Origin of the sequence: Photorhabdus africana, assembly GCF_035181445.1 — a bacterium.
Taxonomy (GTDB): Bacteria; Pseudomonadota; Gammaproteobacteria; order Enterobacterales; family Enterobacteriaceae; genus Photorhabdus; species Photorhabdus laumondii.
Genome location: NZ_JAXBVE010000020.1, coordinates 1 through 13,458 on the forward strand (window position 1 = coordinate 1; position 13,458 = coordinate 13,458).

Annotated in this window: 10 protein-coding genes and 1 pseudogene; 3 read left to right on the forward strand and 8 right to left on the reverse strand. The window is 39.2% G+C overall.

Translation table 11 applies throughout. From position 1 onward, the window contains the following. Positions 1–190: 190 nt before the first annotated feature. Positions 191–484, forward strand: a pseudogene (locus SLS51_RS12780) (Rpn/YhgA-type helix-turn-helix domain-containing protein); the annotation flags it as partial. A gap of 220 nt (positions 485–704) precedes the next feature. Here the strand turns inward: SLS51_RS12780 and SLS51_RS12785 are convergent. The 7 genes from SLS51_RS12785 to SLS51_RS12815 form a co-directional block, all read right to left on the reverse strand. After that, positions 705–947: a hypothetical protein gene (locus SLS51_RS12785; RefSeq protein ID WP_323838987.1), complete on the reverse strand. Its 243-nt coding sequence runs from the start codon at positions 945–947 to the stop codon at positions 705–707. A gap of 744 nt (positions 948–1,691) precedes the next feature. Beyond that, positions 1,692–3,014: an MFS transporter gene (locus tag SLS51_RS12790; RefSeq protein WP_323838989.1), complete on the reverse strand. Its 1,323-nt coding sequence runs from the start codon at positions 3,012–3,014 to the stop codon at positions 1,692–1,694. A 308-nt stretch (positions 3,015–3,322) separates the two neighbouring features. Further along, complete coding sequence (locus SLS51_RS12795) at positions 3,323–4,933, reverse strand: AMP-binding protein (RefSeq protein WP_323838991.1); 1,611 nt, start codon at positions 4,931–4,933, stop codon at positions 3,323–3,325. Continuing rightward, complete coding sequence (locus tag SLS51_RS12800) at positions 4,926–6,092, reverse strand: MFS transporter (protein ID WP_323838993.1); 1,167 nt, start codon at positions 6,090–6,092, stop codon at positions 4,926–4,928. The genes SLS51_RS12795 and SLS51_RS12800 overlap by 8 nt, the downstream gene beginning before the upstream one ends. 24 nt (positions 6,093–6,116) lie before the next feature. After that, positions 6,117–7,481 (reverse strand): Gfo/Idh/MocA family oxidoreductase, encoded by a 1,365-nt coding sequence (locus tag SLS51_RS12805; protein WP_323838994.1) that lies wholly within the window; start codon positions 7,479–7,481, stop codon positions 6,117–6,119. Positions 7,482–7,850: 369 nt separating this feature from the next. After that, complete coding sequence (locus SLS51_RS12810; protein ID WP_323838996.1) at positions 7,851–9,317, reverse strand: nucleotidyltransferase domain-containing protein; 1,467 nt, start codon at positions 9,315–9,317, stop codon at positions 7,851–7,853. Between the two features lie 47 nt (positions 9,318–9,364). Continuing rightward, positions 9,365–9,901, reverse strand: a complete 537-nt coding sequence (locus tag SLS51_RS12815) for a thiamine pyrophosphate-dependent enzyme (protein ID WP_323838998.1) — start codon at positions 9,899–9,901, stop codon at positions 9,365–9,367. A 903-nt stretch (positions 9,902–10,804) separates the two neighbouring features. Here SLS51_RS12815 and SLS51_RS12820 point away from each other — a divergent pair. Together SLS51_RS12820 and SLS51_RS12825 are read left to right on the forward strand one after the other, a co-directional pair. Then, entirely contained in the window at positions 10,805–11,062 is a 258-nt protein-coding gene (locus tag SLS51_RS12820) for a type II toxin-antitoxin system ParD family antitoxin (RefSeq protein WP_323839000.1), read from the forward strand. Continuing rightward, entirely contained in the window at positions 11,055–11,354 is a 300-nt protein-coding gene (locus SLS51_RS12825) for a type II toxin-antitoxin system RelE/ParE family toxin (protein ID WP_323839002.1), read from the forward strand. The genes SLS51_RS12820 and SLS51_RS12825 overlap by 8 nt, the downstream gene beginning before the upstream one ends. A 478-nt stretch (positions 11,355–11,832) precedes the next feature. On the opposite strand, the gene lsrK is transcribed toward SLS51_RS12825, so the two are convergent. Continuing rightward, complete coding sequence (lsrK, locus tag SLS51_RS12830) at positions 11,833–13,425, reverse strand: autoinducer-2 kinase (RefSeq protein WP_323839004.1); 1,593 nt, start codon at positions 13,423–13,425, stop codon at positions 11,833–11,835. Positions 13,426–13,458: the final 33 nt, after the last annotated feature.

Sequence of the window (13,458 nt, forward strand, 5' to 3'; positions counted from 1 at the left end):
TTACGGCATGGCGTGAGTTTGGACATTATTGTTACCAGTACCGGACTGAGCCGAGATAAAATTGAAGCGTTAAATTAATCTTCTCTTTTACAGCAAAATGCCGATATTCAAGATCGGCATTTTTGTTCTTATTTAAAATGCTGGCTATACAAGGGACTTTTACGTTTGCCCGGCGAAGCTGAAACCGGTCAGACTGAAACAGCAATCTCCGGAGCATGAAACGATGTTGATGACTATTGCAGAACAGCTTGAACAAAAAGGGCTTGAGCAAGGTATCAAGCAAGGTATTGAGCTAGGTCGAGAGGAAGGTCGAGAAGAAGGTCGAGAAGAAGGCAGAGAGGAAGGCCGAGAGGAAGGTATTGAACTAGGCCGAGAGAAAGGTAAAGTGGAAACGGCTCGTGCCTTATTACGGCATGGCGTGAGTTTGGATATTATTGTCACCAGTACCGGACTGAGCCGGGATAAAATTGAAGCGTTAAATTAATCTTCTCTTTTACAGCAAAATGCCGATATTCAAGATCGGCATTTTTGTTCTTATTTAAAATGCTGGCTATACAAGGGACTTTTACGTTTGCCCGGCGAAGCTGAAACCGGTCAGACTGAAGCAACTTTATCGGGGGCGAAATGACACCCTAAAAATATGGGGAGCGCGGTTAGGTGAGTTGTTTGCAGAAACAAATGATTCGTTCTGTTTCGTTAAAACTTCAATGTTCATGCGCCTGATGTGACCGCTTATTACTGATTTTGACATCTGAACAGAATTCATGACACCCTTTATTGATGAGATCGGCGGTTATTTTATTAATGAAAGCTTGCCGAATACCCTGCTGTTGCCCCAGATCCCCTCCAGAAATGGAATGGGCTGAGGGTTGACCAGAAAAGCTATATATTGGATGATGAGCTATTGATAATTTCAATTTGGTGATGGGTAAGTCATTTGACTTCATTCTGAAATTTCATTCTTAAAATATTATCTGGCGGTAATCGATATTTTGATAAAGTGGTTATTATTATGCGAATACAAGTTAAAAACTCATTTAAATGAATGGCTTTCATTGAATAGTTGTTGTAAATAAATAACTTTCCAAAATAGTGCTCCACTTCGTACAACTCCTTGTGTAGCAAGGGTATATATAGCAGAGTTATGAGTTAGTACGGTCTATCAAGCATCAAATTTGCACTGTTCAGATATTAATCAAATAGACTAACTGTATCGGTATTATGAAATCCTATTTAAACACCCTCCAATTTAAATAATTTAATTTTAAGACACACTATATTTAATTCAAATTTAAAATATAAAAAATAACTTTTTCACTATATATATTTATAACTAAACACCTATAGCCAATTATTTATTAAAATCATAAAAACCAATAGCGGAATTAATTTAAAATTTATGATTGATATTATTTTAAAAATAACATAGATATTAATATTTACAATCCAACATAGTATCAAACATTCTTCACCAATTAATTAACAGCAAAGTATCCCCTCATATTTCAATTATTCAAGATTAACCATTTATACCCGTCATCTTTCAAGTTGCTTCTTTGTTGGCTGCACTCACTCACCCCGGTCACATAGTTTGCTATGCTCCCGGGGATTCGCTCCTTTGCCGCCGCGATGCATCTTGAAATCCATAGGGTATAGAATATATTAACCACTTGTTATTCTTATAAAATTATCTATTTATGCTTTCTATAACTCACATCCTTAAATGTTAATGATAAAGCCGCTAAAATAGCGGGAATGGATAAAATGGCAAAAATAGTGCTATAACTTAATTCAAGCCTAATCAATTCTGCGCCAAATAAAGTACCGAAAATCCCACCAAACCTTCCAAATCCTAACATCCAGGCAACACCCGTTGCCCTACAATGAGTCGGATAAAATTGTGCAGAGATTGCTCCCATCGACGCCTGAGCGCCATTCATCGTTATCCCGGCAAGAAATATAAGAATACTCAATAATAATACATTTTCTTCCTGACCAATAAAAAAGACAAAAATACCAGCCAAGGCATAATTAGTTGCAACTACTTTATGAGGATTAATTCGATCCATTAGCCAACCGGAAAAAACCGTGCTTATTGCGCCGCCCAAAGGAAATAATGCTGTCAATGTTGCCGCCATGCTAATACTGAAACCAACATCGTTCATTAAAAACGGCATCCAACTTGTCAGAACATAAAAAACCAATGCTCCCATGCAATAGGTCATCCATAACATTATCGTCCCAACTAAGAATCGATTGGATAAAACCGTTTTAATTGACGACTTATGTATAATTTCTTCTCCATCAAAGGTAAACTTATTTATATCATTTAAAGTATTGCCGGTCATTTTAGACAAAATTTTTCTTATATTACCTTCTGCCCCCCCTTTCGAAACCAAATACCTAAGTGATTCAGGTAATAGAGAAAAGAGAAATAGCGATAGAAATAACGGCAGAATACCCCCTAAAATCAAAACCCCTTGCCAACCAAAATGTGGAATAATCCATGCGGAAATTACCCCACCCACCGCTGCACCAAGAGGAAAACCACAAAAAACGATATTTATTAACAAAGATCGCCGATTCTCTGGGGCATATTCAGATATTAAAGTTATTGCATTTGACATTGCCGCACCAAGACCCAATCCAGTCAAAAAACGCAAAATAGTTAATGTCTGTATTGAATCTGCAACAGCGGTAGCAAGACTAAGCAGACCAAAAACAGTGACGGAAATTGTCAGCACTGATTTTCGACCAAACCGATCTGCAAGTGGACCGGCAAAAATTGAACCCAACGATAGCCCCAAAAGAGCGGCGCTCATAGCCGGCCCAAGAATAGCACCTTCTACTTTAAAATCATTGGCCACGGCTGGTGCAATATACCCCATTAATACCGTGTCAAAACCATCAATAACAACAATTAAGAAACATAAAATTAATACTTGCCATTGAACTTTCGAGAATTTTTGATTATTAATAACATGTTGGATACTGACTGTTTTAGTGCTATTCATCTTAAATCACCAATGTCATAAAATTCACTCCTCTTAACTATAAAGATAAATTATCAGTTTAATCATAGATGTAAAGAAATTTATTTTCAATGTTTCCTGCGTTAATTTTATTAATATCCACATTATCATCATGAAAAACATATTTGATGTTATTATTTTCAATTTATAATATTTTCCTGAGAGATTTCTATTGCCTGATAGTCATCTCTTTAATTTAAAATCTCTGTTCTCTGAATTCACAGATTAAAATCCATATTAGTAATAACGAAAAACTTGTGATGCTAAAAACCTATCCCACTTTTTGGATCTCAGCAATTCCTAATCAATTGCCTTAATTGCTCTTTTATGATTTTTCCACTCGCATTTCTAGGTAAAGCTAAAAAAGTATATCCTTTAGGGCGTTTATACCGCGCCATTATCGTACAAATATAATTATCCAGTTCATACTCTGTAACTGATGAAGTTTCTTCGAGCTCTATAAATGCATACGGTACTTCACCCCAATGTGAATCTGGCTTTGCTACAACGGCAGCAGCTAAAACACCGGGATAGTTTGACAGTACATTTTCCAATTCCAGACTGGAAATATTCTCACCACCAGAAATAATAATATCTCTCTTTCTATCTACAATTCTGACATAGCCATCATTTTCAACGACAGCCAGATCCCCTGTGAAAAGCCATTGACTTGCTGCATCAAGAGTCACATGCCGATCTGGATCATAAGATGCAACCATATTTCCACGAATTACGAGCTCACCAACAGTCTTTCCATCAAAAGGCACCTGTAATCCCGTATTTTCCTCAATAACACAAACTTGACCTTGTAAATTTGAGACAATGCCTTGACGCATCCTCTTGGATATTCTTGCAGATTTAGAGAGCTTCTCCCAATCACTCTTCTCTTCACACACAACGACCGGGCCATATGTCTCAGTCATACCATAGACTTGCGTTACTGCTATTCCAATGGAATCTAATAGAGAAAACATCATCTCTGTAGGCGGCGCACCTGCGACTAATCCATGAATTTTCTCCTTAAAATGCAGCCCTTGTTTCCGCGCAATAGTACCTAATGCGCAATGGACAATAGGCGCTCCACAATAGTGTGTTACCTTATGCTTCTGCATTAGCAATATCGCTTCTTCTGCGTCAAACTTGCGCATACAGATGTGTGTACCTCCCCGAGCAGTGATAGCCCACGGAAAACACCACCCATTACAGTGAAACATTGGTAACGTCCATAAGAACGTCGGTCGTTTTGGTATATCCCAATCCAGAACATTAGAAATAGAATTAAGAAACACGCCACGGTGAGAATAGACAATAAGTTTAGGTTGTCCACTTGTTCCTGAAGTTACATTTATGCTGATCGCCTCTTGTTCATCTCGTAGAGAAAAAGACAACTCTCCCGATTTATGCGTAGTTATCAGCGATTCATATTGAATAAATTCCCGGTAAGAAATTGATTCTGAAATGACTGCTCCATCCACATCAATAACGATGATCTTTACTTGTTTGTCTAGAGAAACATCATCCAACAGTGAAATAAAGGTTCTATCAATAAACAATACCTTAGGATTAAGTTTTTTAAATATAAAATTTAAAGTATTTGAGTCCGTTCGGGTACTGAGCACATTCAAGATACCGCCTGCCATTGGAACCGCAAAATGTAATTCAAGAAGCTCGTGTATATTGGGTAGAAGCGCGGACACAACTGTTTCTTTACAAACGCCCATTTTTTTCAAAGCTATTGCAAGCCTTTCACACCGAGATGCATATTGGCTCCAAGTCCAATGAGATTCTCCATCTATGACAGCAATATCATCTCCATTACTCAGTATTGCTCGTCTTAGAAATGAAATAGGCGAAAGCGCGACACCATCATATTCACTTAAGAAAAAATTAGAATCAGTCATATTTCTCACTCCCTTTTTTATATATGCTAAAAGCGATTGATATCATGATAAGAAGCAATATAGCGTCGATAATAATTGGTGCATCAACTCCACCAAATTGCTGAGCATATGGTGTTACAGCTTGGCCGACTGCTTGAGCTAAGAAAGTACTTGTTCCTAAGAATCCATAAATTGCAGGTATTTGTTCAACAGGATAAGTCTTCGATATAAACTGATGAAAGGCAGTGAAATAAATGGTACTGCCAAGACCACCCAATAGTAACATTACCCAAAAGCCTAAGTGAGCTGATATCAAAAGAGCACCGCTCGGTTGCAAAAACAAAAGTATAAGAGAGATGACGAATTGTGCCTTTAAAGCTATTTTTCGTAACAGCTTACGCAGTGGTAAAACAAAAAAACCTCCCGCAGCCGCAACAGCAAACGAATAGCCAACCTCTATTGGATTGAATCCACTAGCGTATACAGCAAAGATAGGCCATGAGGCTAACCATAAACCAAGACACATAAATTCCAGATGGTGAACCAGAAGTAACCTCCAATTACGACTAAGGAGTTGAGCTAACGTTATCCGAATATGTTCACGACTATGATTGTCAGTAGATGTAATAGCAGTTTTTTGGGGCAATATTATCAGACACAAGGAATACAGAATTGCTGAGAATAAGAAAACACTATAAAGGTCAAACTTCGCAACGATAATCCCACCTGCCATTGGGCCCGCTAAACGCCCAGCATTTTGGGAAATAACATAGCTATCATTCACCGACTCAAAATTCGGAGATTGGGAAAATCTATTAAGCTGCGTTCGCCAAGATATAATGAATCCTGAAAAAAAAGCCCCTTCCAGCAGTCTGGAACACAATAGTAAACTAACAGGGTTGCTAAAAAGGAATAAACAGATGCTACAAGACATAAGTCCAATTAATGCGCCGGTATATATCTGTAAACAATTTTTAGGTGAGATAAATTGCCCCATAATAGGCTGGAATACCATTCTTCCAATAGCAGTTCCCGATAGGAAGACGGCTGCTTGTGTTGTGGAAAAATCCGTTGTTTCTACAAACAAAGGTATATAACCCACGGCCGCGGTAGCTGCGGCCCAAAAAAGGAAACCTCGAACAAATGTAGTAAAAGGTAGCAGATCTAATTTTCCGTTCATAACTCGGCCTCTACTCTACTTGAACTATTGAGGAACTGTGTTTGTCTTAGAGACCTGTTCATAAACCGCAGCAAGCAATGCAACTGAATTTTCGTGAGTTGATAACTCTGAGTTCGCATCTCCACCACTTAAAAAATCGCGAAGCTGCTCTTTTCTTGCGTGGACATTCAAGCCCGCGCATAGAGGGAGGCTTGGGTTTAACTGTGATAGATCTTTGCGGTTGATTCGTAACACAGTTTGTTCTCCCCTCCGGGTAAACATTGGATGGGTAGCAATAGTTATACTAAAATCTTCCGGTATCGTGTCACCTTCTGTCAGTTTCCGAAAAGAATTCGATACGATGCTAATTGAGCAAAAATGCCCTAGATGAATATTTACGATTTCCTGTCGTATTCGTCCATCGCTTGGAATACTATTCGGCATTATCCTGCCAGTTAAGGTTGTTTCTATCAGATCCATGCTGAAAAACATTCGATGTTGAATACCTTTGGAATAATTTCCTATTACTGAGAAGTCTAACTCACCATAGTCCGACAATTGATGTGCAATTTGATCTTGATTTTTATCCTCTTCCTTAAGGGCATGTGAATAAGTCGTAAATGGTAGAGCTTCCGCTAGCGCATTTGGGCGGACTACCATTGTTTTGACATGTGGTTTCAGGAGGTCTATATCCTGTATTTTTTTATTGTAGAGTGCAAAGCGAGCAACCAGATCTAAATAATGATACCCAGAATAAAATAATACTCCATAACCGTATTTAAGTGGATGGTTTTCCAAATTGAGCATTTCCGATGGAATTACCCACCACCCGCCACCAAAATGAACATGCATTGATGTGATAGGTATTTGGAATGAGCTCATGAATTCAGTTAGAAACTTTTCCACATATCTATATCCAAATTGCATTCGACGTTCACAACTGATTACAAATCTACTGTTGGTTTTTCTCGAAGCAGTCAATAGTTCTGCAAAATCTATCATTAAATTTTCCGCGTTTGACGAATAAGGGGCGGTTATTGGTTTATCCATGAACACGTTCAGTCCATTTTCGGCTGCCCATAGAGCATATACTTTATGAGCTTTTGGTTCAGTGCTCACTATAACAGCATCAGCCTGATAGACTTCTGGAATTGCAGAAAGTAACCTGTAAATTTCGTCTGAATCTGGATAATTTCTGTATTTTTCATCAAGAAATAAGTATGCTCTGGGCTTTAATCCCTTCTCATTTAATGCACAGCGAATTTTCATTTCTCGGCATTTCAAATCAACTATAAGCATAACCTCAATGGTATCGCGGTACTCCAATAGAACATCTAAATATCTATTTAAAAAGTGAGGACCACATCCAAATACGATTAGTTTCCGTACTGGTTTATGCTTTGTTTTCATAAATATAGCTCCTGTGGTCGCAGAATTGGCGCTTTACTGTCAATACTGTCATAGTAATGAGCCAACCAACCAGCAGCACGACTAAAGCAAAGGAGAGCAGTATTCATGTGCGACTTGAATTTCGATTTGGCTTGAGAATAGTTTGGTCTGACAATTGTTGTACTTCAAAAAATTCGTTAATTGATCTTGCCAAAATTTTCGATGTCATGCTCTATTCCTCTTCATAATATATGTTCATTAAACTGACACATTGATTTAAATAGGATTACAATAATCAAATTATTACACTAGCTAATGACGATGTTTGGATACGAATCAATATCTTACTCATCGTAATATGTTTAGCTAAAAGAACTAGCATCATTCCGTCTATAAAATTGACTTCTCGACCTGTACCATATGTAATTTCTCTGCCACTATTTCACATGCGTCAAGTAATGAATAGAATAAATTTTCTAATTCCTCTCGACTTCCAATAAGCAATTTTTGCTTCAGCGTATTCTCACTTTCTTTTAGGTTTTGCGTATACTTAATAATGCCAGTAAGAATTTCGTTGTCTCTGTAATATTCCAAAACCTGAGTTTTCTTTGTTGGATAGAAACCACTTTTTAGGATTTGCAAAGGGCGTAAGCAACCGTGATCGGTAAGTTTCATCATCAGCCCAAGCATATAATGTGCTCGATGTCCATATGTACCAGAAATCAGATAAGAACGAGCTATTTGCCTTATAGTAAATAAATTATTAATAATGCCATATATATCGCTTTTCAATGACGGTTTCATTTCTAAAGCAAGATTCCCATAGACACGCTTAGTTCCATTAATGAGCGCATATGCTCTGAAACTAGGATACTGGTGAACATTCGATTCACTATATACAGAGATGGATAAATCCTTGAACCTAGATTGTGTTGAGCGAATTGCTTCAAGGATAACTGTATCGACCTTATCCACGATAACAATAGAGTCTATATCTGAACCACTTCTCATATCACCTCGGGCAGCACTACCGTGGAGATAAAAGGCTAATAATCTATCTCCAATAAACTGCCTTAAAAGAATAATCACTTGATCAATAATCGGTTGTAATGAAAGAAGATCGTCTACTTTACCCTGTGCTGAAACAATACGTGTCTCCGGGTAAAAGTGCTGCAACAACGTCGAATAGTACTCCGCGATTCCACTTAACCGTGCCGCTGCATCACGAAAAATATTAATATTGGATAAAAGTTCTTTTTCAAACTTTTGCCAAGATATATTGCAAGTGACCAGCCAATTAAGATCTTCTGTTGGTATTTTCAAAACATATGCACTATTTTTGTGAATACAAGATAGTTCCTCCGATTCGAGCAAACGATATAGCCCCAATTCGGCGTAACGCATTGCCCAACCAAGCTGGCGTACTCCCCAAACGTGAGTCTTTGGCGTCAAGTTTCTGAGGTAGTAAAGACGTGCAATATGAGCAACGCTAAAAACTGCTTGTCTATATATATCAAGATTTCTTTTGATATTAGGGAGTACCACATCACTTATTTTTTCCGACCGTAAGAGCCAAGGATTCTTAGTAAATTGCCACATACAATGAGGCGGATAACATGATAACTCACTAATCGTAAGATAATTTAGGGTGAACTCAAAAAACTCCGCCTGAAGGTATCTTAGCGATGTAATACAACCTGTGACGAAATTATCAGGTAAAATCACGTAGAAATGCCTCACACACCGAGAAGAATAATCGGGTTGACGGAGATATGAATCAGTTTCCACAATACCAAGGAGATTCTCTCCAAAAACTTCTAATGCGGACTGAATAAAATAGTCAGTTCTTGCGTCCATATAAATTTACTCTATAAGTATATCAAATCCATAAATCATGCATCGAATCAAGCTACATGCTTTAATAGGTTATAGTCGTAAGCAACAGGGATCTCAATTAAAAACGGTTCATTAAGAAGATATGCCTGTTCCAAGACTTTCGGAAGTTCTTCTGGATTCTTGAGTAAAACAGATTTCATTCCGTTAGCATTCGCCAATAAATGAAATTGAACCGGCCCTAGCTCTGTCATGCCTTTTACCGGTTCTTCACTATGTAAGCCTTGATAATACTTTATTAAACCGAAACAAGAATCTGACAGTACTATGATGATAACTGGCAATTTGTATCTAACAGCTGTTTCCAAGTCTTGACTTGTAGAATGAAAACCGCCATCGCCACAAATGGCTACAACTTTTTCTGAGGGATTACAAAGCTTCGCGGCTAACGCTGCGGGAAGGCCGAAACCAAAACTTCCACACACGTTGGAACAGATGAATCTATTAGGCATATGAGTACGGGTTAATAAACCAGCGTACTGTTTGTGCAAACCGACATCACTGCATAGAATACCACTATCCCCCAAATAGTTGCTGATTACCTTCATAATCCTAGGAATATCAGTCGTTCCAGGCTTAACACTAATTTAAAAATTCAGATATTTTTAATATGTACAGACCATACCAATATTAATCTTCAGCTCTAAAAAGGCTTTTTGTGTGATCCAGCTCATACAAGGAACTTAACTACATAAATATTGTGACAACTGCTCAATCGATTTTTTTGAATTAGCTTATACAAGGTAGCTATTAAAAAGTAGTTTAATTACTTATATCAGTCAAGAAAACTAATTTGATTACTGTCACAATAAGAAATAGTAATAAAGTAAATTTTCAAAACAGTGGACAGCTTAAGAAGAACCTAATCCAACTCCTACCACTTGATTAATAATCAAAAATCCTAAACTTAAATCTTGTTCCTACATGCTTATTCACCCTTGGTTGAATAAAACCAAACAGCTGTGCAATTTCTATATGAAACAGCAACATGCAACTATTTCTATCTAAACCAATCCACAATATGCAAACATCCAGCACCAATACCAAATACAGCAACGGATGATAAAAAACGATGCACAGATTGACCGGGATGAGAATATATTCCGTCTGCAACAGTTGCCGGGTATGGGCCTATTAGCACCTCAGCCCTGATAACTGAACAGTCTTTCCATCAAAAGGCACCTGTAATCCCGTATTTTCCTCAATAACACAAACTTGACCTTGTAAATTTGAGACAATGCCTTGACGCATCCTCTTGGATATTCTTACGGATTTAGAGAGCTTCTCCCAATCGCTCTTCTCTTCACACACAACGACAGGTCATACCATAGACTTGCGTTACTGTTATTCCAATGGAATCTAATAATGAACGTCCTACGTGATGAAATATTTTCGAAGTGTAAGAATATGTCTTATACTATAGAATATTAATTATCTGAATGAGGTGTATTATGGTATCGCGTACAATGACAGTAGATACCGGCGAAGAATTACGTGGTTTTGTAGAAAGCCTGGTTGAATCAGGTTATTACAAAACTAATAGTGAAGTCGTTCGGGAAGGATTACGGTTATTACAAGAAAAACAAGCTGAGTCCAAACTGGAAGCGCTTCGTCAGCTAATTGATGAAGGTGATAACAGTGGCGAAGTTGTAGCATGGGATCTCAATACTTTCCTCACACGTATGAAAAATAAAACACACAATGTCTAGTAAAATATTTTTTCTAAAGCCTAAAGCTGAACAGGATTTAGAAGCTATTTTTGAATACAGTTATCAAGAATTTGGCCTGGAAAAAGCGTATCAATATATCAAGAATATCGACAAGGCTTTTCATACACTTGCTGAAGCTCCCGGGCTGGCCCGGAATTACAACCATGTTCGACTTGGGCTAAAGGCATTCCCGGTTGCTTCACATATTATCTTTTTTCGTTTAATGGCAAATGGGATCACAATTGTAAGAGTCTTACATCAATCTATGGATTATCAACGGCACATGGAATGAATACTGAGGTTTCGCAAAAACCAGCCTGGCAGGAAGGAGGGGGAAGATCAGGATCTCTAATGATCGGGTTTTGAGATTCAATCGTGTAAAAAATCACTTAACGCATGCTGAACATTTGGCATTGGCATCTTGATCGTCATAGTTAAATATAGAGGCTGGCCTAGATAAGTCATTTGCTCTAGGATATCCAAATGAGAAAAAGCTGGATTATTAAGAAGATATGCTTGTTCCAAGACTTTCGGAAGTTCTTCTTTTTGAATTTGTTCCCATATTAAGAAATACAGTCGGTACCTTTCAATTCCAGATCCACATCACAGTATTATTGAAGCAGCCAGACCATGAATACCGGTAAATTCACTGTTATCACAAACCACTACCACGACATCACACAATTTCAGGTATTAAGGGAATACTTGGTGCACAAGTCGCCTATCAGCACGAGCGCACCCAGCAATACGGCAGATTAACTCATTGCAAGCTATAATCCCGGCGCCTTCCATAATGAAGTTGTCAAACCATGATCGACCAACGTTAATTGATCGGCGTATATCGCCTGCCAGTCCTGTTTAGCCTTTTGATACACTTCACAATGTTCAGGATTTGGCTGATATTCATGTTGCCAACGCACCAATTTTTCCCCCGTCGCCCCCATTGCATCATAAAGCCCAACCCCCACTCCGGCAGCAATGGCACACCCCAAAGCGGTCGATTCTTTAACCATCGGCACCCGAACCGGCAACCCTGTCACATCAGATAAAATCTGACTCCATAATTTTCCTTTTGAACCACCACCCGCGAATACCAGTGAATCCGGTTTCACTGCGGAAAAAGCAGAAATCAGATCCAAGTTACAGGCCGAGACAATCGCGGCATTCTCTTCCAATGCACGAAATAGAGTCGCTTTATTGCATTTCTCAGGATCAATGGAAAGGTTAATAAAGGAAGGTGCTGCGTGATACCAAGCTTTAAACCGCATCACATCAGAGAAAATGGGTATGACACCGTAAGCGCCCGCCGGAACTCTGGCCGCCATATCTTCCAGTAAGCTATAAGTATCAACGCCAAGACGCTCCGCCAACAGCTTTTCTTCCGCGCAAAATGCATCCCTAAACCAACGCATGGTTAAGCCAGTAAAGAAACTAATCGACTCCGCCTGAACCATGCCGGGAATAACATGAGGGTTTATCCGTGTATTCATATTTGGGTCAGTGACCGGTGCCGGCAAATTGACAACCTGCTGCCAGAAAGTACCACCGATAACGGCAGTCTGAGCTGGCTTAACAACACCTAAACCAAGACAACCAAGTTGTACATCACCACCGCCCATAATGACCGGTGTGCCAACATTCAGTCCACATTGAGCAGCGGCTTTCTCCGTGATGTAACCTAACAAGGTTCCCGTCTCTTTTACCGGCGAGAGAATATCAGAACGCAATCCGGCCATCTCAAGGAGATCGGGACGCCAGTCACGGCTCACCAGATCCAGCATACCTGTCGTACCCGCATTGGAGGGATCAACAGCCAATTCACCACTGAGCATATTTGCCAGCCAGTCGCTGATCATGGTTAAAGCGGCTGCCTGACGATAGATATCCGGGCGATGATGAGCAAGCCATAACAGACGAGGCATGGCACCCAACGCTAATGTTTGCCCTGAACATCGATACACATCATATTCAAAAGTGCTGTCATACAACGCCTTCAATTCACTCACTTCTTGACTGGAACGCGCATCCACATTAGCACAAGCCCAGATCGGCTCACCATTGCGGTTATAAAGCACGATACCTTCCCGCATAGAGCAAGAAGACACCCCCTGAATAGCACTGGCGGGCAATTGCGCTGTTTTCAGCGCCTGACGAATACATTGGCAAGCAAGTTGCCAGTTCGTCGCTAAATCAAACTCCATTGAACCCGGTACATCAGGTACAGGCTGATGTATCCATTCAGCCTGCCCTGCGGCGATCTGATTTCCTTCAAGATCAAATATCACTGCACGAACACTCCCTGTTCCTGCATCAAGCGCCATCAGATATTTTCCCGATGGATTAGCACTACGGCGTTGATTCATGATGCTATCCTCAGTTCAATTACTTTTTGAATT

Excerpts from the sequence above, each read along its gene's own strand:
- SLS51_RS12800 (WP_323838993.1), bottom strand. The coding sequence starts at position 6,092 with ATGAACGGAAAATTAGATCTGCTACCTTTTACTACATTTGTTCGAGGT.
- SLS51_RS12805 (WP_323838994.1), bottom strand. The coding sequence starts at position 7,481 with ATGAAAACAAAGCATAAACCAGTACGGAAACTAATCGTATTTGGATGT.
- lsrK (WP_323839004.1), bottom strand. The coding sequence starts at position 13,425 with ATGAATCAACGCCGTAGTGCTAATCCATCGGGAAAATATCTGATGGCG.
- SLS51_RS12820 (WP_323839000.1), top strand. The coding sequence starts at position 10,805 with ATGGTATCGCGTACAATGACAGTAGATACCGGCGAAGAATTACGTGGT.
- SLS51_RS12825 (WP_323839002.1), top strand. The coding sequence starts at position 11,055 with ATGTCTAGTAAAATATTTTTTCTAAAGCCTAAAGCTGAACAGGATTTA.
- SLS51_RS12790 (WP_323838989.1), bottom strand. The coding sequence starts at position 3,014 with ATGAATAGCACTAAAACAGTCAGTATCCAACATGTTATTAATAATCAA.
- SLS51_RS12815 (WP_323838998.1), bottom strand. The coding sequence starts at position 9,901 with ATGAAGGTAATCAGCAACTATTTGGGGGATAGTGGTATTCTATGCAGT.
- SLS51_RS12785 (WP_323838987.1), bottom strand. The coding sequence starts at position 947 with ATGAAGTCAAATGACTTACCCATCACCAAATTGAAATTATCAATAGCT.
- SLS51_RS12810 (WP_323838996.1), bottom strand. The coding sequence starts at position 9,317 with ATGGACGCAAGAACTGACTATTTTATTCAGTCCGCATTAGAAGTTTTT.
- SLS51_RS12795 (WP_323838991.1), bottom strand. The coding sequence starts at position 4,933 with ATGACTGATTCTAATTTTTTCTTAAGTGAATATGATGGTGTCGCGCTT.